The 26,115-nt window shown below is 72.2% G+C and carries 30 protein-coding genes; 18 read left to right on the top strand and 12 right to left on the bottom strand.

What is annotated here, in order from left to right:
* Nucleotides 1-58: 58 nt before the first annotated feature.
* Complete coding sequence (gene murJ / locus J3S20_RS04600) at nt 59-1,594, top strand: murein biosynthesis integral membrane protein MurJ (protein WP_216835012.1); 1,536 nt, start codon at nt 59-61, stop codon at nt 1,592-1,594.
* Nucleotides 1,595-1,696: 102 nt separating this feature from the next.
* Here the strand turns inward: murJ and J3S20_RS04595 are convergent, their stop codons facing one another.
* The 3 genes from J3S20_RS04595 to ribA all read right to left on the bottom strand — a co-directional run bounded on the left by J3S20_RS04595 (nt 1,697) and on the right by ribA (nt 3,849).
* Nucleotides 1,697-2,212 carry a L,D-transpeptidase family protein gene (locus J3S20_RS04595; protein ID WP_216835010.1) on the bottom strand — a complete coding sequence of 172 codons (516 nt, stop codon included), beginning with the start codon at nt 2,210-2,212 and terminating at the stop codon, nt 1,697-1,699.
* Nucleotides 2,205-2,549 (bottom strand): hypothetical protein, encoded by a 345-nt coding sequence (locus J3S20_RS04590; protein ID WP_216835008.1) that lies wholly within the window; start codon nt 2,547-2,549, stop codon nt 2,205-2,207. Before J3S20_RS04590 ends, J3S20_RS04595 begins: the two co-directional genes overlap by 8 nt.
* Before the next feature lie 85 nt (nt 2,550-2,634).
* Entirely contained in the window at nt 2,635-3,849 is a 1,215-nt protein-coding gene (gene ribA / locus J3S20_RS04585; RefSeq protein ID WP_246602258.1) for a GTP cyclohydrolase II, read from the bottom strand.
* A 288-nt stretch (nt 3,850-4,137) separates the two neighbouring features.
* On the opposite strand from ribA, the gene J3S20_RS04580 reads away from it, so the two are divergent.
* Nucleotides 4,138-4,857, top strand: coding sequence for a response regulator transcription factor (locus J3S20_RS04580; RefSeq protein ID WP_216835006.1), 720 nt, complete (start codon nt 4,138-4,140; stop codon nt 4,855-4,857).
* A gap of 39 nt (nt 4,858-4,896) precedes the next feature.
* Here J3S20_RS04580 and J3S20_RS04575 read toward each other — a convergent pair whose 3' ends face one another.
* Entirely contained in the window at nt 4,897-5,535 is a 639-nt protein-coding gene (locus J3S20_RS04575) for a hypothetical protein (protein ID WP_216835004.1), read from the bottom strand.
* 34 nt (nt 5,536-5,569) lie between these two features.
* Here J3S20_RS04575 and J3S20_RS04570 point away from each other — a divergent pair, with 34 nt between their 5' ends.
* Entirely contained in the window at nt 5,570-6,397 is an 828-nt protein-coding gene (locus J3S20_RS04570; RefSeq protein ID WP_216835002.1) for an aldo/keto reductase, read from the top strand.
* A 9-nt stretch (nt 6,398-6,406) separates the two neighbouring features.
* On the opposite strand, the gene J3S20_RS30060 is transcribed toward J3S20_RS04570, so the two are convergent.
* The 5 genes from J3S20_RS30060 to J3S20_RS04550 form a co-directional block, all read right to left on the bottom strand.
* Complete coding sequence (locus J3S20_RS30060; RefSeq protein WP_343215151.1) at nt 6,407-6,550, bottom strand: PhnA domain-containing protein; 144 nt, start codon at nt 6,548-6,550, stop codon at nt 6,407-6,409.
* 2 nt (nt 6,551-6,552) lie between these two features.
* On the bottom strand, nt 6,553-6,708 hold the full coding sequence (locus tag J3S20_RS30055) for a hypothetical protein (protein ID WP_246602257.1): 156 nt from the start codon (nt 6,706-6,708) through the stop codon (nt 6,553-6,555).
* A 65-nt stretch (nt 6,709-6,773) separates the two neighbouring features.
* Complete coding sequence (locus tag J3S20_RS04560) at nt 6,774-7,229, bottom strand: SAM-dependent methyltransferase (RefSeq protein WP_216835001.1); 456 nt, start codon at nt 7,227-7,229, stop codon at nt 6,774-6,776.
* Nucleotides 7,226-8,641 carry a TRAP transporter large permease gene (locus tag J3S20_RS04555; protein WP_216834999.1) on the bottom strand — a complete coding sequence of 472 codons (1,416 nt, stop codon included), beginning with the start codon at nt 8,639-8,641 and terminating at the stop codon, nt 7,226-7,228. Before J3S20_RS04555 ends, J3S20_RS04560 begins: the two co-directional genes overlap by 4 nt.
* A gap of 44 nt (nt 8,642-8,685) precedes the next feature.
* The gene (locus tag J3S20_RS04550; protein WP_246602256.1) at nt 8,686-9,228 is read right to left on the bottom strand and encodes a TRAP transporter small permease subunit; all 543 of its coding nucleotides are present in this window, start codon (nt 9,226-9,228) and stop codon (nt 8,686-8,688) included.
* A gap of 217 nt (nt 9,229-9,445) precedes the next feature.
* Between J3S20_RS04550 and J3S20_RS04545 the strand changes: the two genes are divergently transcribed.
* The 7 genes from J3S20_RS04545 to J3S20_RS04515 all read left to right on the top strand — a co-directional run bounded on the left by J3S20_RS04545 (nt 9,446) and on the right by J3S20_RS04515 (nt 17,522).
* On the top strand, nt 9,446-11,569 hold the full coding sequence (locus J3S20_RS04545; protein ID WP_216834997.1) for a proton-conducting transporter transmembrane domain-containing protein: 2,124 nt from the start codon (nt 9,446-9,448) through the stop codon (nt 11,567-11,569).
* On the top strand, nt 11,569-12,528 hold the full coding sequence (locus tag J3S20_RS04540; protein ID WP_216834995.1) for a respiratory chain complex I subunit 1 family protein: 960 nt from the start codon (nt 11,569-11,571) through the stop codon (nt 12,526-12,528). The genes J3S20_RS04545 and J3S20_RS04540 overlap by 1 nt, the downstream gene beginning before the upstream one ends.
* Before the next feature lie 190 nt (nt 12,529-12,718).
* Complete coding sequence (locus J3S20_RS04535; RefSeq protein WP_216834994.1) at nt 12,719-13,393, top strand: hydrogenase-4 component E; 675 nt, start codon at nt 12,719-12,721, stop codon at nt 13,391-13,393.
* Nucleotides 13,393-14,847 (top strand): hydrogenase 4 subunit F, encoded by a 1,455-nt coding sequence (locus J3S20_RS04530; protein ID WP_216834992.1) that lies wholly within the window; start codon nt 13,393-13,395, stop codon nt 14,845-14,847. Before J3S20_RS04535 ends, J3S20_RS04530 begins: the two co-directional genes overlap by 1 nt.
* Nucleotides 14,844-16,352, top strand: coding sequence for a hydrogenase large subunit (locus J3S20_RS04525; RefSeq protein WP_216834991.1), 1,509 nt, complete (start codon nt 14,844-14,846; stop codon nt 16,350-16,352). Before J3S20_RS04530 ends, J3S20_RS04525 begins: the two co-directional genes overlap by 4 nt.
* A gap of 385 nt (nt 16,353-16,737) precedes the next feature.
* Nucleotides 16,738-16,974 carry a hypothetical protein gene (locus tag J3S20_RS04520; protein ID WP_216834989.1) on the top strand — a complete coding sequence of 79 codons (237 nt, stop codon included), beginning with the start codon at nt 16,738-16,740 and terminating at the stop codon, nt 16,972-16,974.
* A 14-nt stretch (nt 16,975-16,988) separates the two neighbouring features.
* Nucleotides 16,989-17,522, top strand: a complete 534-nt coding sequence (locus tag J3S20_RS04515; RefSeq protein WP_216834987.1) for an NADH-quinone oxidoreductase subunit B family protein — start codon at nt 16,989-16,991, stop codon at nt 17,520-17,522.
* A gap of 22 nt (nt 17,523-17,544) precedes the next feature.
* Here the strand turns inward: J3S20_RS04515 and J3S20_RS04510 are convergent, their stop codons facing one another.
* Complete coding sequence (locus tag J3S20_RS04510; RefSeq protein WP_216834986.1) at nt 17,545-17,871, bottom strand: hypothetical protein; 327 nt, start codon at nt 17,869-17,871, stop codon at nt 17,545-17,547.
* 125 nt (nt 17,872-17,996) lie between these two features.
* A complete protein-coding gene (locus J3S20_RS04505) occupies nt 17,997-18,932 on the bottom strand; it encodes a threonine/serine dehydratase (protein ID WP_216834984.1) in 936 nt (311 codons plus the stop codon).
* A gap of 133 nt (nt 18,933-19,065) precedes the next feature.
* On the opposite strand from J3S20_RS04505, the gene J3S20_RS04500 reads away from it, so the two are divergent.
* The 6 genes from J3S20_RS04500 to J3S20_RS04475 all read left to right on the top strand — a co-directional run bounded on the left by J3S20_RS04500 (nt 19,066) and on the right by J3S20_RS04475 (nt 23,502).
* Nucleotides 19,066-19,533 carry an HPr kinase/phosphorylase gene (locus J3S20_RS04500; protein ID WP_216834983.1) on the top strand — a complete coding sequence of 156 codons (468 nt, stop codon included), beginning with the start codon at nt 19,066-19,068 and terminating at the stop codon, nt 19,531-19,533.
* On the top strand, nt 19,530-20,450 hold the full coding sequence (rapZ, locus tag J3S20_RS04495; protein ID WP_216834981.1) for an RNase adapter RapZ: 921 nt from the start codon (nt 19,530-19,532) through the stop codon (nt 20,448-20,450). The genes J3S20_RS04500 and rapZ overlap by 4 nt, the downstream gene beginning before the upstream one ends.
* Nucleotides 20,447-20,911: a PTS sugar transporter subunit IIA gene (locus tag J3S20_RS04490; RefSeq protein ID WP_216834978.1), complete on the top strand. Its 465-nt coding sequence runs from the start codon at nt 20,447-20,449 to the stop codon at nt 20,909-20,911. Before rapZ ends, J3S20_RS04490 begins: the two co-directional genes overlap by 4 nt.
* Before the next feature lie 104 nt (nt 20,912-21,015).
* Entirely contained in the window at nt 21,016-21,279 is a 264-nt protein-coding gene (locus J3S20_RS04485; protein ID WP_246602255.1) for an HPr family phosphocarrier protein, read from the top strand.
* A gap of 15 nt (nt 21,280-21,294) precedes the next feature.
* Complete coding sequence (ptsP, locus tag J3S20_RS04480; RefSeq protein WP_216834975.1) at nt 21,295-23,124, top strand: phosphoenolpyruvate--protein phosphotransferase; 1,830 nt, start codon at nt 21,295-21,297, stop codon at nt 23,122-23,124.
* Nucleotides 23,125-23,226: 102 nt separating this feature from the next.
* Entirely contained in the window at nt 23,227-23,502 is a 276-nt protein-coding gene (locus J3S20_RS04475) for a hypothetical protein (protein ID WP_216834974.1), read from the top strand.
* Nucleotides 23,503-23,513: 11 nt separating this feature from the next.
* On the opposite strand, the gene J3S20_RS04470 is transcribed toward J3S20_RS04475, so the two are convergent.
* The gene (locus J3S20_RS04470) at nt 23,514-24,122 is read right to left on the bottom strand and encodes a DUF938 domain-containing protein (RefSeq protein ID WP_216834973.1); all 609 of its coding nucleotides are present in this window, start codon (nt 24,120-24,122) and stop codon (nt 23,514-23,516) included.
* 143 nt (nt 24,123-24,265) lie between these two features.
* Between J3S20_RS04470 and J3S20_RS04465 the strand changes: the two genes are divergently transcribed.
* Together J3S20_RS04465 and J3S20_RS04460 are read left to right on the top strand one after the other, a co-directional pair.
* Nucleotides 24,266-25,486 (top strand): PQQ-dependent sugar dehydrogenase, encoded by a 1,221-nt coding sequence (locus J3S20_RS04465; protein ID WP_216834972.1) that lies wholly within the window; start codon nt 24,266-24,268, stop codon nt 25,484-25,486.
* Nucleotides 25,483-26,091, top strand: a complete 609-nt coding sequence (locus J3S20_RS04460; protein ID WP_216834971.1) for a c-type cytochrome — start codon at nt 25,483-25,485, stop codon at nt 26,089-26,091. The genes J3S20_RS04465 and J3S20_RS04460 overlap by 4 nt, the downstream gene beginning before the upstream one ends.
* The last annotated feature ends 24 nt before the right edge of the window (nt 26,092-26,115 follow it).

Below are 26,115 nucleotides of genomic sequence, written 5' to 3'. Positions count from 1 at the left end.
TCCGCCGGCGGCGCGGCGGCCGATTCACGCGGGCTGCGTTCCGGCCTACACAGGCTGGATGCTACGCAGCGTCTTCACCGTCGGCGGCTGGACCATGGCGAGCCGCATCCTCGGCTTCGCCCGGGATATGCTGATCGCCGCCCGGCTGGGGGCCGGGCCGGTGGCGGATGCCTTCTTCATCGCGCTGAAGCTGCCCAACCTGTTCCGGCGCCTGTTCGGGGAGGGCGCCTTCAATGCCGCCTTCGTGCCCGCCTTCGCCGGCAGCTTCGCGCTGGACGGGCCGGCCAAGGCACGCGCCCTGGCCAATTCCCTGGCCGGGCTGATGTCGATCTGGCTGGCCTGCCTGGTGATTTTGGGCATGGTCTTCATGCCGCAGCTCCTGTTCGTGCTGGCGCCGGGCTTCAGCGGGGAAAGGCTGGCGCTGGCGATCGAGCTGACGCGCATCACTTTCCCCTATCTGCTGTTCATCTGCCTGGCGGCGCTGGTCTCCGGCGTGCTGAACGGCATGAACCGCTTCGGCGCGGCGGCGGCGACGCCGGTGCTGTTCAACCTGATCTCCATGGCGGCGCTGCTGGGGCTGACGCCCTATGTGGCCACTGCCGGCCATGCGCTGGCCTGGGGTGTCATGGCCTCCGGCATCGCGCAGCTGCTCCTGCTACTCTGGGCGGTGCGGGCGGCGGGGATGGCGATCAATCCGCTGTCCGTGCCGCGGCTCACGCCGGATGTGCGGGCGGTGCTGCGGCGGATGATCCCCGGGCTGTTCGGTGCCGGGGTGACGCAGCTGAATCTCGCGATCGACGTGGTGCTGGCCTCGATGCTGCCGGCGGGGGCGGTCAGCTACCTGTATTACGCGGACCGGGTGGCGCAGCTGCCGCTGGGGGTGATCGGCGCCGCGGTGGGCACCGCCCTGCTGCCGCTTCTGGCGCGGCAGTTGCGCACCGGACGGAAGCTGGAGGCGCATCGCAGCCAGAACCGCGCCATCGAGCTGTCGCTGGCCTTCGCTTTGCCGGCGGCGCTGGCCATGGCGGTGACCGCCGGCCCGATCATCGCCACCCTGTTCCAGCGCGGGCTTTTCGATGCCCAGGCGGCCTCCGCCACCGCGGCGGCGCTGGTGGCGGGCGCCATCGGCCTGCCGGCCTTCGTGCTGGTGAAGGCGCTGACCCCGGGCTTTTTCGCCCGCGGCGACACGGCCACGCCGGTGAAGGTGGGGCTCGGCATCGTGGCGCTGAACCTGGCGCTGAACCTCGCCTTGATCCCGGTGCTGGCGCATGTCGGCATTGCGCTGGCCACCTCCATCGCCGCCTGGGTGAATGTGGCGGTGCTGGGCCTGCTGCTGACCCGGCGGCGCCAGCTGGTGCTGGACCGCCGGCTGCGCCGGCGCGCGCCGCGGCTGCTGGCGGCCGCCGCGGTGATGGCGGGCGTGCTGCTGGGGCTGGAGGCGGTGCTGTTTCCACTGACCGGCACGCTGGCCCGCTTCGCCGGCCTTGCGGCGCTGATCCTGGCCGGGCTGGTGACCTATTTCGGCAGCGCGCAGCTGTTGCGCGGGCTGGACCTGCGGGAGGCGGCGCGGCTGCTGCGGCGGCGCTCGGGGTGACCTGACGGGCTGCGGAAACGCCCTTGGGGCGCCTACTGCGGGAAGCGCTTGCCCCCCCTCACCCAACCCTCTGCCCCCGTCGGGGGGAGAGGGCTTTGTGCGCTAACCCTCCGCCCGCACCTCGATCCCCAGCAGCCCGCGCGCCAGAACCTGTCGCAGGTCGGGCAGGGCCAGGGCGATGCAGCCCTCGGTCGGGCTGAAATCCGGCCGCGCCAGATGCAGGAAGATGGCGCTGCCGCGGCCGCGCTGCACCGGCGCGTCGTTCCAACCCAGGATGCCGATCAGGTCATAGACCCCGTCCTGCCGCCACAGCGCCTCGTGCCGCGCGGCATGGGGCAGGCGCACGGGGCGGTTATAGGCGCGGTCGGCGGGGTCGTCGCACCAGCCATCCTCGGGGCTCAGCGGTTCCACCGGCACCGCGCCGGGCGGCGGCGGCATGCGGTCGGCGCGGTAGAGCAGGCGCCGCAGCGGCAGGCGGGCGGCGGGGGTGGCGCCGTCGCCTTCCTGCTTGCGCTCCGCCGGCACCACGCCGCCCTTGCCCAGGGCGCAGCGCAGCACCTGGCCCTCGAAGCGGAAGCGGCCATCGGGGGTCACCAGGGCCCAGCCGGGCTCATCCATGGCGGTGGGGGCCTCGCGCGCTGGCCAGGGCGGTGGGGGGGGTGGCGGGCGCGGGGGCGGAGGGGGTGGGGCTGAACTGCTCCAGCGCCGCGAAGACGGCGGAGGACAGCGCGCCGATCGGCCCGCCCAGCAACGCGCCGCCCAGCACGCGGAGCGCCGGGTTCACCGTCTCCCCGGTCGCCGCCCGGTAGATCGTGCCGACCACCGGCAGATGATGCAGCGGGTTCAGCGCCTGGATCACCTCGTCGAAGGTCAAGTTGCCGGGCACCGGCACATGCTCGTCCGGCCCGAGGCGAGGCAGGATTTCGGGCGGGGCGCGCGTGGCGCTGACTTCCATGGCTGGTGGATCCTTTGGCATCGGGCGCGGTCCGGCACGGCGAGGCAAGCGCCGTGCCAGGGCCCGATCCTGCCAGGGCAGCCGGTCAGGTCAGCAGATGGCCGAAGCGCCGCGCCTTGGTCTCCAGGTAGCCGTCATTGACGCCATTGCCCTCGAACTGATGCGCCTCGCGCCCCTCCACCTCGATGCCGCAGGCGGCGAGGCCGGCCAGCTTGTCGGGGTTGTTGGTCAGCAGCCGCACGCGGGGCACGCCGATGGCGCGCAGCATTTCCGCCGCCACCCAGAAATTCCGCTCATCCGCGCCATAGCCCAGCGCCCGGTTGGCATCGAGCGTATCGAGCCCCTGGTCCTGCAGCTGATAGGCGCGCAGCTTGTTCACCAGCCCGATGCCGCGCCCTTCCTGGGCGAGGTACAGCAGCACGCCGCCGGCCGGGTCGGCCGCCATGCGCTGGATGGCGCCGCGCAGCTGCGGGCCGCAGTCGCAGCGCAGGCTGCCCAGCAGGTCGCCGGTGAAGCATTCGGAATGCACCCGCACCAGCGGCACGGCATCCTTGCTCGCCTCCGGCGAGACGCTGTCCACCAGGATCGCCAGGTGCTCGATGCCGCCATCCGCCGCGCGGAAGGCGATGATGCGGGCCTCCGGCGCATCCTCCAGCGGCACGCGTGCCTCCGCCACCCGCGTCAGGCTGGCCGGCGCCGCGACCGGATAGGCCAGCACATCGGCCGCCTTCACGCTGAGAAGGTCGAGCCGCGACGCGGCCGCCTCCGCCGCCGGGGCCACCACCAGCGCCGGCAGCAGCCGCGCCAGCTTGGCGAGCGCGATGGCCGGCAGGGCCTGCGGCGGCATGGCGGTGCGTTCGGGCTGTTCGGGCAGCAGGCGTTCGGCCGTGGGATCGGCGAGCGACCGCAGCGCCGCCGGGTCCAGCAGGGCCGGCGACAGCCGCAGCGCCACAGCGCCCATCTCGGCGGCCGTGCCGATCGGCGCGGCGCCCGTGGCCTGCGGCACCGGCCGCTGCAGCACCGCCGCGGCGCGCACCGGCGCCAGCAGCAGCACCGCCGGCCCGCGCGCGGCGGCGGCCAGTTCCGTCAGGCCGCGGGCGGAGACGGTCTCGGCGGCCGCGACCACCAGTGCCCCCTCCGGGCCCTGCAGCAGGATGGGCGTGCCGCGCCGCAATTCGCTGGCGGCGCGGTGGACGGCGCGCAGGGCCAGCACCCGCTGGTCGGGCAGGCCAGCGTCGTTGACGCCAACGGTATCGACGCCGTTGGGGCGCGTGGAGACGATGGGGACCATGCTTCTCATTTGATTTGGCGTTCCGTGTGGCGCCTATTGACGATGCCGAATGTGGCGCGCCAAAGGCGTTTGAAAGGGGGCGCTCCGCAAGAATTACGCGTGAGCGCGGCAGAAGACCTGCCTTGCCTGCAAATCGTCATACCCGCATGGCAAGGCTTGCTGATCACGCATACGCTAGGGCAATATCGCCCGGCGGGTTCGGTCCGTTCCGCCATTTATTTCGGCGGCGATGGCACGGAGACGTGAAACCGATCCGCCCCGGGCCCGTTGTCGGGCCTCACAGATATGGGAGCTACCATGGCCGGTCCACGCCCCATCCTCGTCGTGGACGACGACGAGGCGCTTCGGCAGACGCTGGCGGAGCAACTGGCGCATGACGGTGAATTCGCCGCGACCGAGGCGGGAAGCACCGCCGAAGCCCTGGCACATCTCTCCGCCGAGGATGCGCGCTTCGATGCCATCGTGCTCGATATCGGCCTGCCGGATGGCGATGGCCGCGACCTCTGCGCGCGGCTGCGCAAGCAGGGGATGCGCATGCCCATCCTGATGCTGACCGGCGCGGATGGGGAGCAGGACATCGTCCGCGGCCTGGATTCCGGCGCCAACGACTATATCGCCAAGCCCTTCCGTGTTTCGGAGCTGATGGCCCGCCTGCGCGCGCAACTGCGCGTCTTCGACAATTCCGAGGATGCCGTCTTCAGCGTCGGCCCCTATACCTTCCGCCCCTCCGCGAAGATGCTGCTGGATGCCGCCCGCAACCGAAAGATCCGGCTGACGGAAAAGGAAGCGGCGATCCTGAAGTACCTCTATCGCGCCGGCGGCCGGCCGGTCGGGCGGCAGATCCTGCTGAACGAGGTCTGGGGCTACAACAGCGCCGTCACCACGCATACGCTGGAGACGCATATCTACCGCCTGCGGCAGAAGATCGAGCCCGATCCGACCAATGCCCGCCTGCTGGTCACCGAAGGCGGCGGCTATCGCCTGGACCCGACCGCGGGGCGCGCCCAGGCCGCTTGAGCGGCATGGCCCGCCCCCGGGGCGGGCGGCCGGCCGGGGTCAGTTGCCAAAAAGGCGCTGCAGCCGGTTGGTGATGTCGGGCAGCGTCAGGCCCGAAGCGGGCGCCGGCGTGCTGCCTTCCGGCACCCGGCTGCGGAAGCGGGACAGGGCCTCCGCCGTCTGGCTCAGCCGCAATTCCGTGGGCTCCGCCCGGTCGGACCCGGCGCCGAGGCCTGTCATCCGCACCAGCGCCAGCGGCGCGGTACGCAATTCACTGGCGGCCCGGGCGGCATCCTCGGCCCGCGGGGCGCAGACCAGGCTGCGGCCTTCCAGCGTGCAGGGCAGTTCGAAATAGCGGTTCGGCGGAAAGCGCAGCTGCGCCGTGCCGGTCACCGCCAGAAGGCCGCGGCTGACCGAATCCAGCGACAGGTCGCGCGCCGCCACCACCGGCACCAGATGCCCGCCACGGTCCTGCACCTCCAGCACCAGGGAGGATCCGGTGGCGCTCGGCGCCTGTTCCACCGGTTCCCGGTGCCGCAGCAGGCAATCGGCCCGGTCGGTCATCCGGTCCGCCAGGCAGGAAAGGCGCCAGCTGCCGATCTCCTCCGGCACCTGTCCCTGCACGCTGGGCACGGGTTGCGCTTGGGCGAGGGTGGCGGCGACCATGCAGGCCGCCAGGGGTAGCAGGGTGCGGTTCATGCCCGGCAGATGGGGCGAGGGAGGCCAAGGTTCCATGGAGCAGGTTCGATTTCAGGACGGCGCGGCCGTTCCGGCCCTCGGCCAGGGCACCTGGCGGATGGGCGAGGGCGGCGACCGGCGGGCGGAGGCCGATGCCCTGCGGCTGGGCCTCGACCTGGGCCTGACACTGATCGACACGGCGGAGATGTATGGCGAGGGTGGCGCCGAGGAGGTGGTGGGGGACGCCATCGCCGGCCGGCGGGAGGAGGTTTTTCTCGTCTCCAAGGTCTATCCGCACAATGCCTCGGCCAGGAAACTGCCGGTGGCCCTGGCCGCCAGCCTGAAGCGGCTGCGGGTGGAGCGGCTGGATCTCTATCTGCTGCATTGGCGCGGCGGCGTGCCGCTGGCGGAGACGGTGCAGGCGATGGAGGCGGCGCGGGCCCGCGGCCAGATCGCGCGCTGGGGCGTCTCCAACCTGGATGTGGCCGATCTGCGGGAACTGGGCCCGGCGCTGCCGGATTGCGCGACGAACCAGGTGCTGTGGAACCTGGAGGCGCGCGGCGTGGAATTCGACCTGCTGCCCTTCTGCGCAGAGCGCGCCATGCCGGTGATGGCCTATTCCCCGATCGGCCAGGGCGGGGCGCTGCTGCGGCACCGGGCCTTGCGGGCGGTGGCCGAGCGGCATGGGGTGGCGCCGGCGCAGGTGGCGCTGGCCTTCGTCCTCGCGCGGCCGGGGGTGATCGCGATCCCGAAGGCGAGCGACCCGGCGCATCAGCGGGCGAATGTGGCGGCGCGGGATCTGCGGTTGACGGACCAGGACAAGGCCGAGTTGGACGCCGCCTTTCCCCCGCCGAGGCGCAAACAGGCGCTGGAAATGCTCTGAACCGCCCTCTCAGCCGCGCTTGCGCACGAATTCCGTGCGCAGCACCAGGCCCTTGATGCTGTCGTGCCGGCAGTCGATCTCCTCGGGATTGTCGGTCAGGCGGATGGAGCGGATGACGGTGCCCTGCTTCAGGGTCTGGTTGCCACCCTTCACCTTCAGATCCTTGATGAGGGTGACGGAATCGCCATCCGCCAGGGCATGCCGGCGGCATCGCGGATTAGCGCCGGGCCGGGCGCGGCGGCGGCGGCGATCTCACTGGCCGGGCGCCATTCGCCGGTCGCCTCGTCGAAGACGTAGTCGTCGTCAGCCATCTGGTTGCACTCTCAGGGTCGCGGCGCATTGCGCCGGCCAGGGCGCTGCCGCAAGGGCGGGAGGGTCACCAGTAGCCGGCCATGATCTCCCTCGCCCAGTCGGGTTCGCGGATCGCACCGCGCGGGTCGAAGCCGGTCATATGCGGCTTGATGTCGAAGACCGGGCTGCCGGCGATTGCGTCCAGCCCGCGCAGCCGCAGCACCATCCCCCGCACCCCCAGCAGCGCGCAGGTGGTGACGCCGAGGCGGTTCGGCCGCGGCGCGCCGCGCTGGGCCAGGATGCCCATGCGCGGCCAGTCCTGGCGCCCGCGCGGGTGGCGCGCGTTGTGCTCCACTACGGCGGCGTCCAGCCGGTGGAAGCCGAAGACCACCACCACATGGCTGAACTGGTCGAGCCCCAGCGCCGCATCCGGCCCCAGCACGGCCGGGTCCAGCCGGATCTCGGATTCGACGCCGTCCCAGCCATCGTCGATGGGCTCCGCCCGGCCGCCCTGCACCGTGCCGATCGGGACCAGCTTCATTGGAAGATCGGCACGGCGGGCATGTCCGGCGTCGCCGCCGGCGGGGGCAGGTCGATGATGACCGTGCTGGGATCCACCCGCGGCCCGCGATCCAGCCAATAGGTCACGCTCTGCGGCCAGAAGATCACCACCGCCACCAGCAGCAGCTGCAGGCAGAGCCAGGGGATGGCGCCCCAGTAGATGTCGCGCGTCAGCACGGATTTCGGCGCCACGCCCCGCAGGTAGAACAGCGCGAAGCCGAAGGGCGGGTGCATGAAGGCCGTCTGCATGTTGATGCAGAGCAGCACGCCGAACCAGACCAGGTCGATGCCGAGGGATTTCGCGACCGGCGCCAATAGCGGAATGACGATGAAGGCAATCTCGAAGAAGTCGAGGAAGAAGGCCAGGAAGAAGACGAAGACATTGACGAAGACCAGGAAGCCGGTCTGGCCACCCGGAAGCAGGCCGAGCAGATGCTCGATCCAGATGCCGCCATCCACGCCCTGGAAGACCAGGGTGAAGACCGTGGCGCCGATCAGGATGAAGATCACCATGCTGGTGATCCGCATCGTATTGCCCATGGCTTCCCGGATCAGCGGCCAGGTCAGTCGCCGGTTCAGCGCCGCCAGCACCACGGCGCCGACCACGCCCATGGCGCCGGCCTCGGTGGGGGTGGCGAGGCCGAGGAAGATGGTGCCCAGCACCATGAAGATCAGGCCCATCGAAGGGACCATGCCCTTCAGCACCCGCCACCACAGCCGCCAGTCGCGCGGCGCCAGCGCCTCATCCGGCAGCGGCGGCACCTTGTGCGGCTGGAACATCGAGACGCCCCAGATGAACAGCAGGAACAGCGCCACCTGCAGCAGGGACGGCCCGATGGCGCCCGCATACATGTCGCCCACGGACTGGCCGAGCTGGTCGGACAGCACGATCAGCACCAGCGACGGCGGGATCAGCTGGGTGATGGTGCCCGAGGCCGCGATCACGCCGGTGGCGATCCGCATGTCGTAGCCGTAGCGCATCATGATCGGCAGGCTGATCATGCCCATGGAGATGACGCTGGCGGCCACCGTGCCGGTGATGGCGCCCAGGATCGCGCCCACAATGATCACCGCATAGGCGAGCCCGCCCGGGATCTTGCCGAAGAGCTGGCCGGTGCCCTCCAGCAGGTCCTCCGCCAGGCCGCAGCGTTCCAGCACCGCGCCCATCAGCGTGAAGAAGGGGATCGCCAGCAGCAGGTCGTTGGACAGGATGCCGAAGACGCGCAGCGGCAGGTTGCCCAGCCAGGCTTCCGGAAAGAAGCCGAGCTCGATGGAGATGAAGCCGAAGAACAGCCCGACGGCGGCGAGCGAGAAGGCCGCCGGGAAGCCGATCAGCAGGAAGATCACCAGCCCGCCGAACATCAGCGGCGGCATGATATCCTCGTGGAGCATCTTGTTTCCCTAGGCTCCCGGGCGTCGCAGGGGCAGGCCGGCGCTCATTGATCGGGCCGGGCATAGGTGGCGAAAAGCTGGCCGCGCGGCAGCTCGATCCCTCGCAGCACCGCCACGCGCTTCACGATTTCCGAAAACCCCTGCGCGCACATCAGGAAAAAACCCAGCGGCAGCAGCAGCTTGGCCGGCCAGCGGAGCAACCCGCCGGGGGAGGAGGAAACCTCCGCCCGCGCCCAGGAATCGAGGAAGAAGGGCCAGGTCATCCAGGCCAGCAGCGCCATGGCCGGCAGCAGGAAGAAGCTGAGGCCGAGGATATCCACCCAGATGCGCGCCCGCATGCCGAGCGAGCCATAGACCAGGTCCACCCGCACATGCTCGTTCCGCCGCAGCGTATGGCTGGCGCCCAGCATCACCATGCCGGCGAAGCAATACCATTGCAGCTCCAGCCAGGCATTGGACCCGGCGGAGAAGCCGTAGCGCAGGAAGGCGTTGCCGGCGCTGACGGTGCAGGCGATCAGCACCAGCCAGTCGGCGATCCGCCCGAAGCCGGCGGTCACGGCATCGACACCGCGGCTGAAGGCGAGCAACGGGCCCAAAGGACGCATCCCCCAAGGCATGGGTTTTCGGGTCTCGGCCCGCCGGCGCTTCGGCCCGCGGAGGACCGGAAATGCCCGGCCGAGCACCCATCCGGCGCCAGGCGGCGCCAGGGCGGCTGCTGTAGCGCCGCGGGCTGGGCTTGGAAAGCGGCTTTGCGCCGCAGGGCCCCGCCGCAGGCCAGGAAAAGCCGCGGTCCCGCGAGACTTGATGGCGCAGCCCCCCGCCGCCCCCTTCTGCCGGCCGGCGCGGGCTTCTATCCTCGGCGGCAGTGACCCGCTTCGCTCCCCTGCCGTGCTGACGGCGCTGATCCTCACGCTGGCGGGCCTCGGCCTGCTGGCATTGCTGGCCGTGCCGATGGCGCGGGCCCCAAGGGTCTGGATCGGGGACTCGGCGGGGCCCTGGGCGGGGCTTGTGGTCCATGGCGGCTGCCTGCTGGCGGCGGCGGTGATGGCCGGCTGCGGCCTGGCCGTGCTCGGCGGCGCAGCCGTGGCGCCGCAACCCCTGCCGATCGGTGTGACGGCGCTGGTGGCGGTGGATGCGCTTTCCGCCTGGTTCCTGGTGCTGCTGGGGCTGGCGGCCGCCTGTTCGGCGCTGTTCGGGCTGGCGCATGCGCGGGATGCCGCGCCGCGGCTGCTGGTGGCCTATCCGCTGTTCCTGGCCGGCATGCTGCTGGCGCTGATCGCGGCGGATGGCTTCGTGCTGGTGCTGGGCTTCGAGGCGATGTCCATCGCCTCCTGGGTCCTGGTCGCGGCCGATCACCAGAGCCCCGAGGCCCGCCACGCCGCGCGCCGCTACCTGGCCTTCGCGGTCTTCAGCGGCATCTGCCTGGTGCCGGCCATCGGGCTGCTGGCCGCTTCCTCGGGCGATTTGAGCTTCGCCGCGATCCGCACCGCACCGCCGCAGGGTTTCGTGGCCGCGGCCGTGCTGGCGCTGGTGGTGGCGGGCGCCGGGGCCAAGGCCGGGTTGGTGCCGCTGCATGGCTGGCTGCCGCTGGCCCATCCCGCGGCGCCCAGCCATGTCTCCGCCCTGATGTCGGGCGCCATGACCAAGGTGGCCATCTATGTGCTGGCGCGGCTGCTGCTGGACCTCTCCGGACCCGCGCAGCCCTTGTGGTGGGGCGTGCCGCTGCTGGTGCTGGGTGCGGCCTCCGCCGTGCTGGGCGCGCTGCGCGCCAATCTGGAGACGGACACCAAGACCCTGCTGGCCTGCTCCACCATCGAGAATGTCGGGCTGATCTGCATCGGGCTCGGCCTGGCGGCCTGTTTCCGGGCGGCGGATCTCGGCGTGCTGGCGGGGCTGGCGGCGGGGGCGGCGCTGCTGCATGCGCTGAACCACGCGCTGTTCAAGTCGCTGCTGTTCCTCGGGTTGGGGGAGGTGGCGCGTGGCGCGGCCTCCCGCCAATTGGACCGGCTGGGCGGGCTGATCCATGCCATGCCCTGGACCGCCGGCGCCGTGCTGGTGGGCGCGGCCGCGGCGGCCAGCCTGCCGCCGCTTTCGGGGTTTGCCAGCGAATGGCTGCTGATCCAGGCGATGCTGGCGGCCTGGCGGGTGGGGGACCTGGCCTTCCAGGTGCTGGGGGTCGCGGTGGTGGCGGCGGCCGCGCTGGCCGCGGCGCTGGCGGCGGCGGCCATGGTGCGGTTGTTCGGCCTGGTCTTCCTCGGCCGGCCGCGCACGCCGCGCGCCGCCGGGGCGGTGGAGGGGCGCGGCGCCGCACGGCTGGCGCTGCTGCTGCCGGCGGGGCTGACCCTGCTGTTCGGCCTGCTGCCCGGGCCGCTGCTGGCCCTGGCCGAGGGTGCGGTGCAGCTGCTGGTGCCGCATGGCATGGTGGAGCGCGGCAGCCTGGCCATGATCCGCGTCGGCGATGGCGGGGCGCGCATCATGCCCCTGGCCATCGCGCTGCTGCTGGCGGTGGCGGGTGCCCTGGTCTGGTGGCTGGTGCGCCGGCGCGCGCCGGCGGGCGTGGCGCGCGCAGCCGCCTGGGATTGCGGCTTCATGGCACCGCCACAGCACCTGCCCTTCGGCGACCCGGTGACCCAGCCCAGCGCCGCGGGCTTCGGCCAGCCGCTGCGGCGGATGCTCGGCGGGTCGCTGCTGGCGGCGCATGAATCCGTGACGATGCCGGCGCCGGGCGACCCGGGCCCGGCGCGGGTGGAGTCCGGCTTCGCCGATCCCTCAGAACGCTGGCTGCTGGCCCCGCTGGCGCGGCTTCGGGATGCGCTGGCGGCGCGGGCGGAGGCGCTGCGCGACCTGCCGCTGACCGCGACCCTGATGCTGCCCTTCGGCACGCTGGTGGCGCTGCTGGCGCTGGCCGCCTGGCTGGAGGCGGGGTGATGGAAATACTCGCCGCCATCCTGACCCAGGCGCTGCACCTGGCCCTGGTGCTGGCCGCGGCGCCGCTGGTGGTGGGCGGCACGCGCTGGCTGAAGGCGCGCATGATGGGCCGCACCGGCGCCCCGCCGCTGCAGCCGCTCTGGGATCTTCTCAAGCTGCTCCGCAAGCGGCCGGTGCTGGCGGAGAATGCCAGCTGGATCAGCCGTGCCGCGCCCTATGCGGGGGCCACCGCGGCGCTGGCCGCGCTGGCGCTGGTGCCGAGTTTTTCCCGAGGGATGGCCTTCGCGCCGCTGGCCGACCTGGTGCTGATCGCGGGGCTTCTGGCGGCCGGGCGCGTGGCGCTGGCGCTGGCGGGCATGGATGTCGGCACCGCCTTCGGCGGGCTGGGGGCTGCCCGCGAAATGTCCTTCGCGGCGCTGGCGGAACCGGCGCTGCTGCTGGTGGCGCTGGTGCTGGCCATGCTGGCCGGCAGCACGGGGCTCGAGGCGATCGGCACGCTGTTCCAGGATGGCAGCCTCGGTCTGCGGGTCTCGCTGGGGCTGGCGCTGGTGGCGCTGCTGGCGGTGGCGCTGGCGGAAAATGGCCGCATCCCGGTGGACAATCCGGCCACGCATCTCGAACTCACCATGGTGCATGAGGCCATGGTCCTCGAAGCCTCGGGCCGGCATCTGGCGCTATGGGAGGCCGCCGCCGCGCTGCGGCTGACGCTGTGGCTGGCCCTGCTGGCGGCGATCTTTTTCCCCTTCGGCACGGCGCCGGTGGGCTTCGCGCCGCTCGGCTGGCTGGTGGGGCTGCTGGCCTGGGGCGCGAAGATGGCGGTGCTGTGCCTGGCGCTGGCGGGGCTGGAGAGCGCGATCGCCAAGATGCGGGTGTTCCGGGTGCCGGAGTTTCTGGGGACGGCGCTGCTGCTCGGGCTGCTGGCGGCGCTGCTGCTGTTCCTGTCGACGAGGCTGGCGTGATGCGGAAGGCGGGCCTTTTCGGCGCAGCCCCCCCACCCAACCCTCCCCCCCCCGTAGGGGGGAGAGGGCTCCTGTGCTGCTGGCAAAGCCCTCTCCACCCGCAGGGGGGGGAGGGTTGGGTGGGGGGGGCTGCGCCAGACCTGGCACCGGCTTCCCCGCCCGCGGCGCAGATTCACCGGGACGCCCCGCCATGACCTTCGGCAGCACCGGCTACGACATCGCCCACCTCCTCGGCGGCGGCATCCTGCTGCTGTCCTTCGTGCTGCTGTATCAGCGGCGGCTCGATGCGGTGATCAATGCCTTCGCGGTGCAGGGCGGGCTGCTGGCGGCCGCGGCGGCCTGGCAGGCGCATCTGCAGTCCGAACCCGGCCTCTATGTCACCGCCCTGCTCGCCTTCGGCGCCAAGGCGTTGCTGATCCCGCTGGCGCTGCGGCTGCTGCTGCGCAGGCTTGGCCTGCATCGCACGGTGGAGACGGCGCTGGGCATCGGGCCCTCCCTGCTCGCCGCCGCCGCGCTGGTCGGGCTCGCGGTGATGGTGGTGCTGCCGGTCACCGCCGGCCAGGCCCAGGCGCTGACGCGCGAGAACCTGGCGCTGGCGCTGTCCGTGGTGCTGCTGGGCATGCTGATGATGATCGCGCGGCGCAATGCCATCAGCCAGGTGATCGGCCTGCTGAGCCTGGAGAACGGCCTGGTCCTGGCCGCGATCGGCGTGCAGGGCATGCCGCTGGTGGTGGAACTGTCCACCGCCGCCCTGGTGCTGATGCTGGCGCTGGTCGCGGGCATCGTGGTCTTCCTGCTGCGCGACCGCATGGCGACGCTGGATACCGGCTTGCTGGACCGCCAGCGCGGCGAGGGCCCGCCCTGATGGCCGATTTCTTCCCCCTGCCCTGGCTCATCGTCTTCCTGCCCTGGGCCGGCGCGGTGGTTCTCGCCCTGCTGGCACCGGGCGGGCGCTGGCCGCCGCTGGTCAATTGCGGCGTCTCCGCCGCCAGCGCCGCCCTCGCGCTCGGGCTGCTGGCGGCGCCGGAGGGGGTGCAGGGCTGGACCCGGGTGGATGGGGTGAACCAGCCGCTGGTGGCGCTGGGCGGGATCATCGGCCTGGCCACGGCCCTGTTCTCCGCCGCCACGGTCGAGGCCGAGCGCTTCGACGGGCTGCGCGCGCGGGCCTATCACGCCGCCTTCCAGATCTTTATGGGCGCGCAGTTCCTGGCGCTGCTGTCCGACAATCTCGGCGTCATGTGGGTGGCGATCGAGATCGCGACGCTCGCCTCGGTGCTGATGGTGGCGGTGCATGGCACGCCGGCGGCGATCGAGGCGGCGTGGAAGTTTTTTGTTCTATGCGGCGTCGGCATCGCCCTGGCGCTGTTCGGCACGATCCTGCTTTATCTGGCGGCGCAGCCGCTGGTCGGCCACGGTGATCCGGGTCTGTCCTGGGCCGCCTTGCGGCTGGTGGCGGATCGCTGCGATCCCGGGATCCTCTCGCTCGCCTTCGTCTTCCTGATGGTGGGCTATGGCACCAAGGCCGGGCTGGTGCCGCTGCATGGCTGGCTGCCGGATGCCGAGGCCGAGGGGCCGCTGCCGATCTCTGCCGTGCTGTCGGGCCTGTTGCTGAACGCGGCGCTGGTCGCGGTGCTGCGGGCCAAGGCGATCGTCGGGATCAATCCCGGGGCGCTGGAACCGGGACCGCTGCTGCTGGGCTTCGGCCTGGCCTCCCTGCTGCTGGCCTCGCTGGCGCTGTGGCGGCGGCGGGATGCAAGGCGGCTGTTTGCCTGGAGCAGCATCGAGCATATGGGCCTGTCCGCCATCGCCTTCGGGCTGGGCGCCCATGTCGCGGGGATGCTGCACCTGATGGGCCATTCCCTGGTGAAGAGCGCGGTCTTCTTCGGCATCGGCGCCGCGGCGCAGCTCAAGGGCAGCCAGAAGATTTCGGACATTGGCGGGCTGGCGGGCAGCCATCCGGCGCTGGGTTGGGGGCTGGCGCTGGGCATTGCGGGCCTCGCCGGGTTGCCGCCCTTCTCGCTCTTCGTCTCGGAATTCCGGCTGGTGACGGCGGCGGCGGCGGCGCAGCCCTGGCTGCTGCTGCCGCTCGGCCTCGGCCTGCTGCTGGCGGGGGCGGCGCTGGTGCGGGTGATGCAGTCACTCTGCCTCGGCCCCGCCACGCCGGATGCGCCGGTGGCGGGCGCCTTCGCGCGGCCCGGCGGGCTGTGGTGGGCCAGCGGGCCGGTCTGGGCGCTGCTGGCGCTGTCCGTCCTGCTCGGCTTCGCGCTGCCGGCCTGGTTCGCGGCGCTGCTCGGCGATGCGGCGAGGCTGCTGGGATGAGCGTCAGCGCCCTGATCCGCCGCGGCACCCCCCAGCCCTGCCGCCCCGTGCCGCGCCACCTGCTGGCGCCCGAGGATTTTGCGCGGTTGCCGGTCGCGCTGCTGGAGGAGCCGGGGGTCGCGCTGCTGTCGATGTGGGCGGAGCCCGGCTTCGTGCATGTCGCGCTACTGGAGGAAGCCAGCGCCACCCTGCTGCTGGCCAGCAGCCCGGCGGAGGGCGGCCGCTACCCGGCACTCTCCCCCGCCCGGCCCGGCGCGGTGCGGTTCGAGCGGATGATCCGCGACCTCTGGGGCCTGCAGGCGGAGGGCGCGGCGGATCTCCGCCCGTGGCTCGACCACGGCCGCTGGCCGCTGACCGCGCCGCTGTCCGCGCGCCCGCTGCGGAACCAGGTGCCGGCGGAGCAGCCGGTGTTCCTGCCCGTGGAGGGCGAGGGCTGGCACCAGATTCCGGTCGGGCCGGTGCATGCCGGCGTCATCGAATCCGGCCATTTCCGCTTCACCGTGCAGGGCGAGCTGGTGGTGCGGCTGGAACAGCGCCTCGGCTACAACCACAAGGGCACGCTCGGCCTGATGCTCGGCAAGTCGCCCCGCACCGCGGCCCGCTTCGCCGCCCGCCTGTCCGGCGACAGCACCGTGGCGCATTCCCTGGCCTTCGCGGAAGCCGCCGAGGCCGCCACCGCCACCACGCCACCGCCACGCGCCATCTGGCTGCGCGCGGCGATGCTGGAGCTGGAGCGGATCGCCAACCACCTGGGCGACTGGGGCGCCGTCTGCAACGACGCGTCCTTCGCCTGGCCGCAGGCCCGCTGCGGCTTGCTGCGCGAAGGCCTTTTGCGCGCGAACTTCGAGGCCTTCGGACACCGGCTGATGATGGACCGGGTGACGCCGGGCGGCGTGGCGGCGGAGCCGATGCCCTCCGGCATCGCGGCGATCCTGGCCGCGCTGGCGGCGGTGGAGGCGGAGCTGCCGGCGCTGGCGGCCGTCTATGACAGCCATGCCAGCCTGCAGGACCGGGTGGTGGGCACCGGGGTGGTGACGGCGGCGCTCGCCGCGGGATTCGCGGCAGGCGGCGTGGTCGGCCGCGCCTCCGGCCGCGGCTTCGATGCGCGCCTCGCCTTCCCCAATGGCCCCTATGCCGGCGGCCCGCCTCGCCTGGCGCTGCGGGAGGAGGGCGACGTGGATGCCCGGCTGCGGGTGCGGGCTGCGGAAATCCCCGAAAGCATCCGCCTGGTCCGCCGCATCCTGGCCACCCTGCCGCCGGGCGAGATCTACGCGCCCCTGCCGCAGCAGGGCGGCGAGGGGCTGGCGCTGGTCGAGGGGTTCCGGGGCGAGATCGTCACCTGGATGGCGCTGGACGATGGCGGGCTTATCCGCGCCGTCTTCCCGCGCGACCCGTCCTGGCTGCAATGGCCACTGCTGGAAGCCGCCATGCAGGACAACATCGTCGCGGACTTTCCCTTGTGCAACAAGAGCTTCAACTGTTCGTACAGCGGGGTGGACCTGTGACGGCGCACCCCGCCTCCCCGCGCCGGCGGCCGCAGGCCGAGGCCGCGAAGGCGGCCCGCGCCCAGACGAGCCGCCCCGCCCGGCGCACCAGTGCACCGGCGCGAAGCCAAGGCCGCGGATGCGGCCGCCCGGCGTCTGAGGGCACAGGACAAATCCAGGCCGCGAAGGCGGCCCGCGCCCAGACCCACCGCCCCGCCTGGCGCACCAGTGCACCGGCGCGAAGCCAAGGCCGCGGATGCGGCCTCCCGGCGTCTGAGGGCACAGGACAAATCCAGGCCGCGAAGGCGGCCCGCGCCCAGACGAGCCGCCCCGCCCGGCGCGCCAGTGCACCGGCGCGAAGCCAAGGCCGCGGATGCGGCCGCCCGGCGTATGAGGGCACCAAAAGATGAGTGGGCGCCATCCGTCGCGCGCGGGGGCGGCGCAGGGGGCCTCGGGGCTCTTCACCATCACCCTGATCAAGCCGGGCCCGGGCCGCGGCATCCTCGAACACTGGGCCTATGACGACCGCGCCCATGCGCTGGACGAGATCGGATGGCTGGCCGAGCGGGTCGCCCCCGGCACCGAACTCGTTCTCCGCGACCCCGAGGGCAACGACCTGTTCCGCGTGGCAAGAACGGCATGAGGAGTGGCGAGAAAATGCTCTGGCCCAAGCTCGCACGCGCCCTCACCTCCCGCCCGCTGAGCGAGCCGGTGCAGGCGCCGCCGGAGGAGGTGGTGCAGGCGCTGGCGGCGAAGCTGGAGACGACGGCGCGCACCCGGCTCGGCCGCAGCCTTTCGATCCGGCATGTCGATGCAGGGTCCTGCAATGGCTGCGAGCTGGAGATCACCGCCCTATCCGGCGTGCTCTATGACCTGGAGCGTTTCGGGCTGCGCTTCGTCGCCTCCCCCCGCCATGCCGATGTGCTGCTGGTGACCGGCCCCGCCAGCCGGAACATGCGGGAGGCGGTGGAGCGCACGCGCGCCGCGGCGGCGGAGCCCTGCTGGGTGGTGGCCGCCGGGGATTGCGCGGTGGATGGCGGCGTCTTCAAGGGCAGCTATGCGGTGGAAGGCGGCATCGCGCAGCTGCTGCCGGTGGACCTGCTGATCCCCGGCTGCCCGCCCAGCCCGGCGCAGATGCTGGAAGGGCTGCTCGCCCTGATGCAGGCCCAGGCCGCCCCCGCCTCGCGCTGAGGCGGCCCGGATCGCGAAGGGATCAGCCGACCGGCGTGGTGGCCGGCTGGCGGCTGCGGCGCGACTGGCCAGGCTGGCGCGTGGCGCGGGCGGTGCGGGTTTCCGCGCTGCGGGCGCGGCGCGCCTGGGCGGTCTGACGGCGGCTGCTGCTGCGGGTGGCAGCGCTGCGGCTGCGCCGCGGCGTGGTGCTGGCGCTGCGGCGGGTGCGGCGCGGCGTGGTGGCCTGGGGCGCTGCGCCCTCGGTCACCTGCGGGGTGGTGGACTGGGCCTGGGCCGGTGCGGGCGCGGAAAGCCAGAGCGGTGCGCCCAGCAGGGCGGCGGCGAAAAGCAGGCGAAGCGTCTTGCGCATGAAGGTGGTCCTCTCCGGGGTGCAGCGGTTTCGCGGGCAACCGGGGGGAATCGCCATCGAAGAAGGCCATCCTGCGCGCCGCCGCCTGACGGCCGCATGGGGCGGCGCTGAATTCGCGGTAAGCCTCAGGCCACCTTCGCCGGATCCGTGTTCGAGCCGCAGAGAATCACGGCCACCCTGGCGCCCGGCGGCGGGATGAAGGCGCCGCTGGTGAGCGCGGCCAGCGCCGCGGCCCCGCCGGGCTCGGCCACCAGGCGCAGGGCGGAGAACAGCCGGCGCTGGGCATCGGCGATCGCTGCATCCGGCACCAGCACGGCCTGCGCCACATGCTGCCGCGCGACCGCGAAGGACAGCGCGCCGATCTGCTTCGCGCCGAGACTATCCGCCGCCAGGCCACCGACCGGGGCGGGCAGCGGATGGCCAGCTGCCAGGGCGTGGTGCAGGGCCGGGCAGCCCTCCGGCTCCACGCTGATCACCTGCGCGCCCTTATCGGCATACCAGGCGGCGATGCCGCCGATCAGCCCGCCGCCGCCGGTCGCCACCAGCACATGGGTCGCCTCCGGCGCGTCCTGCCACAGCTCCAGCCCGACGGTGCCCTGGCCGGCCAGGATTTCGGGCTGGTCATAGGCATGCACCAGCAGCGCGCCGGTCTTTTGCGCATGCGCCTCGCTGGCGATGCGCGCCTCGTCATAGGCGGCGCCCACCCGATGCAGCTTGGCGCCGTAGCTCTCGATCCGCTCGGTCTTGGCGGCCGGCGTCGGCAATGGACAAAAGACCTCCGCCCGATGGCCCAGCGCGCGGGCGGCATAGGCCACCGCCGCGCCGTGATTGCCGCCGGAGGCGGTGACCACCCCGGCTTCCGGCACCGGCACCGACAGCATGCGGTTGAAGGCGCCGCGCGGCTTGAAGGACCCGCTGGCCTGCAGCAGTTCCAGCTTCAGGATCAGCGGGATGTCCAGCCCGAGATCAACGCCGGCCATGCGCAGCACCGGGGTGCGCCGGATGTAGGGGGCCAGGCGGGCGGCCGCCGCTTCGATGGTCGTTTGGCTGGGTTCGGTCATGCGGCCGGAAGCTGGCAGGGCGATCCCAGGCTGGCAACCGGTCTGGCAACCGCTCGCGCTTTCGGGAGTCCCCTTTAACCCCCGCCACCTTTCTGCCATGGTCTGGCCGACCAGACGAGGTTAACTGCCTGTCATGTCGCTGCATGGGTCCTGCGTGGCCCTGGATGAGCAAGGGGTTCTGATCCTGGGTCCTTCGGGCAGCGGGAAATCCGATCTCGTCCTGCGCCTGCTCGGCCGGGGCTGGGATCTGGTGGCGGACGACCAGGTGGAGGTCGCGGCGGCGGATGGCGCGCTGCTGGCCGAAGCCCCGGCACCGCTGCGCGGCATGCTGGAAATCCGCGGCCTTGGCCTGATGCAGGACCTGCCGAGCAAGGGCCCCGTCCGGCTGCGGCTGGTGGCGCGGCTGCTGCCCGAGGGGGCGCCGATGCCGCGGCTGCCGGCGCCCGCCAGCTACGAGGCGCTGGGCCTGTCCCTGCCCATGGTCGCGCTGCACGGCCTGCGGGCCTCGGCGCCGGACCGGTTGGGCTTCGCGCTCGCCGCCGCCTGCGGCCGGGCGCGGATGGCGGCCGGCGCCTTCGAAACGGGCGATGCCCTGGCATGAGCGCGCGCCCCGTCCTCCTGGTCACCGGCCTGTCCGGCGCCGGCAAGGCCAGCATCCTGCGCACCCTGGAAGACCTCGGCTTCGAGACGGTGGACAACCCGCCGCTGCAGATCCTTGACGAGCTGGTGGCGGATGGCGACGCGCCGCTGGCGATCGGCGTCGATACCCGTTCCCGCGGCTTCGATGCCTCCGCCCTGCTGGGCCAGCTGTCGCGACTCCGGGCCGATCCGCGCATCGCCGCCAACCTGGTCTTCGCCACGGCGGAGGAAGGGGTGCTGCTGCGCCGCTTCTCCGAAACCCGCCGCCGCCACCCGCTCGCCCCCGGCGGCGCCCTGGGCAGCCGCGTCACGGAAGGCATCGCGCGGGAGGCGGCGCTGCTGGCGCCGCTGCGGGATGCGGCGGATTGGGTGGTCGATACCTCCGAATTGCCGCTGCCGGAGCTGCGCCGGCTGATCGAGCGCCGCTTCCGGCCGGAAAATGCGGCGGGGCTGGCCATCGGCATCGTCTCCTTCGGGTTTCCGAAAGGACTTCCGCGCGAAGCTGACCTGGTCTGGGACGTGCGCTTCCTGCGCAACCCGCATTACGACCCGGCGCTGCGCCCGATGACGGGGCGCGATGCGCCGATCGCCGCCTTTGTCGAGTCCGATGCCGCCTTCACCCCATTCTGGGACCGCATGACGGGGATGATGGAGCTGCTGTTGCCGCGCTACGCCGCGGAGGGGAAGAAGTACCTGACAGTCGCGATCGGCTGCACCGGAGGGCGGCACCGCTCCGTCCTTGTGGCGGAGCGTCTGGCATCCCATCTGGCGTCTCTTGGCTGGCGGGTGGACCTGATCCACCGCGACCTGGCCACCCCCCCTTCTGCAACCGGGGGGGCATCGACTGCGGGGCGGGAGGCCCTGGCGCACATATCATGATCGGTCTCGTGCTCGTCACCCACGGCCGCCTCGCCGAGGAGCTTCGCCTCGCCATGGAACACGTGGTGGGGCCGCAGGGCGCCGTCGCGACGGTCTGCATCTACCCCGAGGACAAGCTGGAAGCGCGGCGGGAGGATATCCGCCACTGCATCGCCCGCGTCGACCAGGGCGATGGCGTGGTGGTGCTGACCGATATCCTGGGCGGCACCCCCTCCAACCTCGCCTTCCAGCTGTGTGACCACCGCACGGTGGAGGTGATTGCGGGCGTGAACCTGCCGCTTCTGGTGAAGCTCGCAAAAATTCGCGGCACGGAGCCCTTGCCGGAGGCTGTCGCGCATGCGACCGCGGCAGGGCGGAAATACATCGCCAGTGCCGCGGATATGTCGGACGGCGCCAGGACCATGCCGGTGAACGGCCATGCCACGCCGGAGGGAGGCCCCAAACGGGGAGACGACCAATGAACGAATGGCCCGACGAAGCCGGCGAATCCAAGGCCGGCTCGCAGCCGCCCTCCCTCACGGCCGAGCCCGGGCCCTGCGGCTGCGACCCTTCGGGGGGGTTGGCCATGCGGAAAACCGTAAAGATCATCAACAGCCGCGGGCTGCATGCCCGGGCCGCGGCCAAGCTGGTCACGGTTGCGGAACGCTTCTCCGCCTGCGTCAATGTCTCCCGCCACGGGCAATCGGTGCCGGCCTGCTCCATCATGGGGCTGATGATGCTGGGCGCCGGCCAGGGCAGCGAGGTGGTGGTGGAGGCCGAGGGCTGGGACGCCAAGGAGGCGATGGAGGCCATCGTCGGCCTGATGGAGGCCGGGTTCCATGAGGACTAGCCCCCGGGACGTCAGATGAAGGCGGAAAAGCCGGAAGCCAGGCGCGCGCCGCGCCGCACCAAGGAAATCGTCATCCGGGGCATCCCGGTGTCGCAGGGCATCGCCATCGGCGCCGTCTTCGACACCACCGAACCCCCGGCCGAGGCGCCGCGCCGCAGCATCGCCGAAGCGGCCGTCGAATCCGAAAAGCAGCGCCTGGCGGCGGCCGTCAGCGCCTCCCGCAAGCAGGTCGCCAAGCTGAAGATGCGCCTCGGCGTGCTGCCGGAGGAGGCGCAGGAAGAACTCGAACCCCTGCTCGACGCCTATGCCATGATGCTGGGCGACAGTCGCCTGATCCGCGGCGCCCGCAAGCGCATCGAATCCGGCCTGCTGGCGGCCGAGACCGCGGTGGGGGACGAGGCCGATGCGATCGCCGAGGTCATCCTCTCGGCCCGCGACGACGACAAGAACGGCCTGAAGCGCCGCGCGGGGGAAGTGCGGGAGATCGCCCGGCGCCTGACCCGCAACCTGACCCAGAACCCCTTCCGCAGCTTCAAGGACGTGCCGGAAGGCGCGATCCTGGTGGCGGAGGAAGTCACGCCCGCGGATGCCGCGCTGCTCGACCCCAGCCGCATCGCCGGCGTGGCGACGGAGGAAGGCGGCGCCGATGGCCATACCGCCATCATGCTGCGGGCGCTGGGCATCCCCGCCGTCCTCGGCGCGCATGGGCTGACGGAAGCCGCGCGCCGCGGCGACCAGATGGTGCTGGACGGCGCGGCGGGGACCATTGCCCTGCACCCCACCCCGGCCACCCTGGTCTGGGCCAAGGACCAGGTCGCCGGCTACGCCAAGGAACGCACCCGGCTGGCAAAACTGCGGCGGCTGCCGGCGGTGACCACGGATGGCGAGGCGGTGGAGCTGCTCGCCAATATGGAAATCCCGGCGGAGCTGCCGCTGATCGCCCAGGCCGGCGCCCAGGGCATCGGCCTGCTCCGCACCGAATTCCTCTTCATGAACCGCGAGGACCTGCCGGACGAGGAGGCGCAGCTGGCCGCCTACGGCCCCATCGTCGCGGCCATGGCGGGCGACCCCGTGACCATCCGCGTGCTGGACTGGGGCGGGGAGAAGGACATGGAGGCGCTGGCCGCCGGCATCGAGCCGCTGCATGCCAGCCCCAACCCCGCGCTCGGCCTGCGCGGCATCCGCATGCTGCTGAAGCGGCCGGAGCTGCTGGAGGCGCAATTCGCCGCCATCCTCCGCGTCGCCGGCGGCGCGCCGGAAGGGGCGGTGCGCGTGCTGCTGCCGATGGTGACCATCCCGTCCGAGGTGAAGCAGGCGCGCGAGATCTATGAGCGCGTCGCCCGCCGCCTGCGCCGCCGCGGCGAGAAGCTGCCGGAAAAACTGCCCGAGCTGGGCGCGATGATCGAGACGCCGGGCGCCGCCCTGGCGGCGGATGCCATCGCGCTGGAGGCCGATTTCTTCGCCATCGGCACCAATGACCTGGCCATGTACACCTTGGCGGTGGATCGCGGCGATGCCGAGGTCAGCCATCTGTACGACCCGTTGCACCCCGCCGTGCTGCGGCTGATGCAATTCGCCACGGAAGCCGCGCTGCGGCTGCGCATGCCGGTCTCCGTCTGCGGCGAGATGGGCGGCAATCCGCGGCTGGTCCCCCTGCTGCTGGGGCTCGGCATCCGTTGCCTGTCGATGAATGCCAGCGCCATCCCCCGCGTGAAGCAGGCGGTCCGCGCGCTGGATATCGGCGACTGCGCCCGCTTCGCCCGGCGGGTGATGGAACAGTCGGATCCGGCCCGGATCAGGGAGTTGGTGGACGGGTTTGCCACGGGGGTGACGGAACGCGGCTGATCGCGCTGGCGTGATGGCCTGCCGCTTTGTCGCCACGCGGGTGCCACCCATGTGCCCCGCCAAGCCGGCGCAATGGGCGGGCATCACGGAAGGATCCGCCACATGCGCCATATCCGCCGCGCCGCCGTCACCGGCCTTCTCGCCGTCTGGCTCGCCCCGCTGGGCGCCATGGCCGAAAGCCAGTCCTCCAACAGTTCCTCCAACTGCTCGAATGGTCGCTGCAGCCGGGTGGAAACCCTGGTGGTGGAGGATGAGCGTGGTCGCAGTGGCTGGACGCGCATGGAACGCTGGCGGGAGGATGACGACCGCCGCCGCGACGCGGACCGCCGCACCCCGCGGCGCGACCGCGACGATGATGACGACGACGACGACGATTGAGCCGGCCGCGCTCAGCCGCGCCGGAAGGCCACCAGCAGGTTATTCGCCGGCATCGCGCTGACGGTGGGCGGCCCGAAGCCCGCCGCCGCGGCCGCCGCCGCCACATCCTCCAGTTGCCTGAGGCCCCAGGCGGGGTCGCGGGCGCGCAGGCTGGCATCGAAATCGAGGTTGCTCGGCGCCGTCGCCACCCCCGCCTGGAGATAGGGGCCGTACAGCACCAGCGGCCCGCCCACCGGCAGCAACCTGGCGGCGCCGCGCAGCAGGCCCTCCGTCGCGGCCCAGGGCGCGATATGGATCATGTTGATGCAGAGCACGGCATCCGCCGCCGCCAGCGGCCAGTCGCCGGTGGCATCCAGCGCCAGCGCCGGGCGGATGTTTGCCGCACCGGCGCACCAGGCATCGATGCTGGCCCGCGCCCCGGGCTCCGGGTCGCTCGGCTGGAAGGTCAGGCCCGGCAGCGCCTCGGCGAAGTGCCGCGCATGTTCGCCGCTGCCGCTGGCCACCTCCAGCACCAGGCCGGCCGCGGGCAACAGGGGGCGCAGCGCGGACAGGATCGGGTCCCGGTTGCGGGCGGCGGCGGGGGCGATGCGACGCGGGTCGCCTTGGGAAATCTCCGACATGCCGGCCGTTTCCGCCGCACTGGCGCAGACGTCAACCAGCCACAGGCGCAAACGGTTGCAAAGCCGCTTGAAGCCTCGCCGCCCCCGGTTGCATCCTGCCCCGTGAAGCGGGCCGCCAAGGTCCGCAAGGAGGGGAAAGAGACATGGTCCGAACCCGTTTCGCCGCGGCAGGCCTGCTGGCGGCGCTCTGCCTGGCACCCGCCGTCCAGGCCCAGCAACCCGCCGCGCCCGCCCCCGCCTGGGCCATCGGCCGCGAGGGCAGCGGCATGGCCGCCACCCTGGCCCCGCATGCCCCGCGCCTGACGGTGACGCCGCGCGAGCAGCTGCCGCTTTCCGCCATCCGCCTGCCGCAGGGCTTCACCGCCGAAATCTATGCCCATGGCATTCCCGGCGCGCGGATGATGGCGGAAGGCCCCAACGGCACCATCTTCGCCGGCAGCCGCACCATCGGCCGCGTCTATGCCATCACCCGCAACCCGGATGGCACCACGCGCACCCGCACGCTGCTGCAGGGGCTGAACCAGCCCAACGGCATCGCGGTGATGGACGGCAATCTCTACGTCATCGCCATCAACCGCGTGCTGCGCTTCGACAATATCGAGCAGAACCTGGACAATCCGGGCAGCGGCACGGACCTGACCGCCGCCTTCGCCCTGCCGACGGAGGAGCATCACGGCTGGAAGTTCGTGACGCCCGGCCCGGATGGGCGCCTCTATATGAATGTCGGCGTGCCCTGCAATGTCTGCGACTTCGACCGCGACCGCTTCGCCCTGCTGGTCTCCTTCCGCCCCGATGGCAGCGACCGGCGGATCGAGGCGCGCGGCATCCGCAACAGCGTCGGCATGGACCACCATCCGCAGACCCGCGAGCTCTGGGCCACCAACAATGGCCGCGACTGGGCCGGCAACGACATCCCCAATGACACGCTGCACCGCGTCCGCCGCAGCGGCGAGGATCACGGCTTTCCCTTCTGTGTCGGCGACTGGGCCGACCCCGGCGCGCCGGCGCAGCGCAACTGCAGCGAATTCGCCCAGCCCGCCGCGCTGCTCGGCCCGCATGTCGCGGCACTCGGCATGCGCTTCTACACCGGCACGATGTTCCCCGAGGCCTATCGCAACCAGATCTTCATCGCCCGCCGCGGGTCCTGGAACCGCGAAAGGCTGAACGGCTACGACGTGGTGGTCGCGAAGCTGGATGCGCAGGGCAATGTCACCGGCATCGAGCCCTTCCTGGAAGGCTTCCGGGACGAGGCCAACCAGCGCTTCCTCGGCCGGCCCGTCGATGTGCATGTGATGCGCGACGGATCGCTGCTGGTGGCGGAGGAACAGTACGGCGCGATCTACCGGATCACCTACCGCCAGTGACCTTTCTGCGAAGCGCCCTGCTGGCGGCCGCACTGGCCGCCGGCGCCTTGACCCCCGCCGCCGCGCAGGATGCGGCGCGGGGCGCTGCCCTCGCCGAGGCGCGCAACTGCGCCGGCTGCCACGGCGCGGCCGGCATCAGCGAATTGGAAAAGATCCCCTCCCTGGCGGGGCAGCCGGCGGAGTTCATCACGCTGCAGATGATCCTGTTCCGCGAGAACCTGCGCCAGGCGGAGCCGATGAACCAGCTCTCCCAGGGGCTGACGGACCAGCAGGTGGAGGACCTGGCCGCGCATTTCGCCGCGCTGGCCCCGGCGCCGCCGCCGGACCTGGCACCGCGCGACGCCGCCTTGGCCGAGCGCGGCCAGCAGCTTTCGGCCAGCATGAATTGCGGCGTCTGCCACCTGCCGGACTATCGCGGCCGCAACCAGATCCCGCGCATCGCCGCCCAGCGCGAGGATTTCCTGCGCCACACCCTGGCGCAGTACCGGGACAGCCAGCGGCGCGGCACGGACACCAACATGAACGCGGTGATGTACGGCGTGCCGGACGACGCCATCGCGGCGCTGGCACATTACCTGGCGCATCAGCCGGCGCGGGCGGAGTAGCGTTCCGCGCCGCGCCGCGGCATG

Source organism: Falsiroseomonas tokyonensis (assembly GCF_019024325.1).
Lineage (GTDB): Bacteria > Pseudomonadota > Alphaproteobacteria > Acetobacterales > Acetobacteraceae > Falsiroseomonas > Falsiroseomonas tokyonensis.
This window is presented reverse-complemented; position numbering and strand designations above follow the sequence as displayed.

What these genes read in the sequence shown, in the direction of transcription:
- J3S20_RS04545 (WP_216834997.1), top strand. Translation starts at nt 9,446, where the DNA reads ATGGCGCAGCCCCCCGCCGCCCCCTTCTGCCGGCCGGCGCGGGCTTCT.
- J3S20_RS04540 (WP_216834995.1), top strand. Translation starts at nt 11,569, where the DNA reads ATGGAAATACTCGCCGCCATCCTGACCCAGGCGCTGCACCTGGCCCTG.
- J3S20_RS04535 (WP_216834994.1), top strand. Translation starts at nt 12,719, where the DNA reads ATGACCTTCGGCAGCACCGGCTACGACATCGCCCACCTCCTCGGCGGC.
- J3S20_RS04555 (WP_216834999.1), bottom strand. Translation starts at nt 8,641, where the DNA reads ATGCTCCACGAGGATATCATGCCGCCGCTGATGTTCGGCGGGCTGGTG.
- J3S20_RS04595 (WP_216835010.1), bottom strand. Translation starts at nt 2,212, where the DNA reads ATGGATGAGCCCGGCTGGGCCCTGGTGACCCCCGATGGCCGCTTCCGC.
- J3S20_RS04490 (WP_216834978.1), top strand. Translation starts at nt 20,447, where the DNA reads ATGATCGGTCTCGTGCTCGTCACCCACGGCCGCCTCGCCGAGGAGCTT.
- J3S20_RS30055 (WP_246602257.1), bottom strand. Translation starts at nt 6,708, where the DNA reads ATGGCTGACGACGACTACGTCTTCGACGAGGCGACCGGCGAATGGCGC.
- J3S20_RS04580 (WP_216835006.1), top strand. Translation starts at nt 4,138, where the DNA reads ATGGCCGGTCCACGCCCCATCCTCGTCGTGGACGACGACGAGGCGCTT.
- J3S20_RS04470 (WP_216834973.1), bottom strand. Translation starts at nt 24,122, where the DNA reads ATGTCGGAGATTTCCCAAGGCGACCCGCGTCGCATCGCCCCCGCCGCC.
- ribA (WP_246602258.1), bottom strand. Translation starts at nt 3,849, where the DNA reads ATGAGAAGCATGGTCCCCATCGTCTCCACGCGCCCCAACGGCGTCGAT.
- J3S20_RS04485 (WP_246602255.1), top strand. Translation starts at nt 21,016, where the DNA reads ATGCGGAAAACCGTAAAGATCATCAACAGCCGCGGGCTGCATGCCCGG.
- murJ (WP_216835012.1), top strand. Translation starts at nt 59, where the DNA reads ATGCTACGCAGCGTCTTCACCGTCGGCGGCTGGACCATGGCGAGCCGC.
- J3S20_RS04465 (WP_216834972.1), top strand. Translation starts at nt 24,266, where the DNA reads ATGGTCCGAACCCGTTTCGCCGCGGCAGGCCTGCTGGCGGCGCTCTGC.
- ptsP (WP_216834975.1), top strand. Translation starts at nt 21,295, where the DNA reads ATGAAGGCGGAAAAGCCGGAAGCCAGGCGCGCGCCGCGCCGCACCAAG.
- J3S20_RS04505 (WP_216834984.1), bottom strand. Translation starts at nt 18,932, where the DNA reads ATGACCGAACCCAGCCAAACGACCATCGAAGCGGCGGCCGCCCGCCTG.
- J3S20_RS04475 (WP_216834974.1), top strand. Translation starts at nt 23,227, where the DNA reads ATGCGCCATATCCGCCGCGCCGCCGTCACCGGCCTTCTCGCCGTCTGG.
- rapZ (WP_216834981.1), top strand. Translation starts at nt 19,530, where the DNA reads ATGAGCGCGCGCCCCGTCCTCCTGGTCACCGGCCTGTCCGGCGCCGGC.
- J3S20_RS04510 (WP_216834986.1), bottom strand. Translation starts at nt 17,871, where the DNA reads ATGCGCAAGACGCTTCGCCTGCTTTTCGCCGCCGCCCTGCTGGGCGCA.
- J3S20_RS04500 (WP_216834983.1), top strand. Translation starts at nt 19,066, where the DNA reads ATGTCGCTGCATGGGTCCTGCGTGGCCCTGGATGAGCAAGGGGTTCTG.
- J3S20_RS04560 (WP_216835001.1), bottom strand. Translation starts at nt 7,229, where the DNA reads ATGAAGCTGGTCCCGATCGGCACGGTGCAGGGCGGCCGGGCGGAGCCC.
- J3S20_RS04530 (WP_216834992.1), top strand. Translation starts at nt 13,393, where the DNA reads ATGGCCGATTTCTTCCCCCTGCCCTGGCTCATCGTCTTCCTGCCCTGG.
- J3S20_RS04520 (WP_216834989.1), top strand. Translation starts at nt 16,738, where the DNA reads ATGAGTGGGCGCCATCCGTCGCGCGCGGGGGCGGCGCAGGGGGCCTCG.
- J3S20_RS04570 (WP_216835002.1), top strand. Translation starts at nt 5,570, where the DNA reads ATGGAGCAGGTTCGATTTCAGGACGGCGCGGCCGTTCCGGCCCTCGGC.
- J3S20_RS04525 (WP_216834991.1), top strand. Translation starts at nt 14,844, where the DNA reads ATGAGCGTCAGCGCCCTGATCCGCCGCGGCACCCCCCAGCCCTGCCGC.
- J3S20_RS04575 (WP_216835004.1), bottom strand. Translation starts at nt 5,535, where the DNA reads ATGAACCGCACCCTGCTACCCCTGGCGGCCTGCATGGTCGCCGCCACC.
- J3S20_RS04515 (WP_216834987.1), top strand. Translation starts at nt 16,989, where the DNA reads ATGCTCTGGCCCAAGCTCGCACGCGCCCTCACCTCCCGCCCGCTGAGC.
- J3S20_RS04590 (WP_216835008.1), bottom strand. Translation starts at nt 2,549, where the DNA reads ATGGAAGTCAGCGCCACGCGCGCCCCGCCCGAAATCCTGCCTCGCCTC.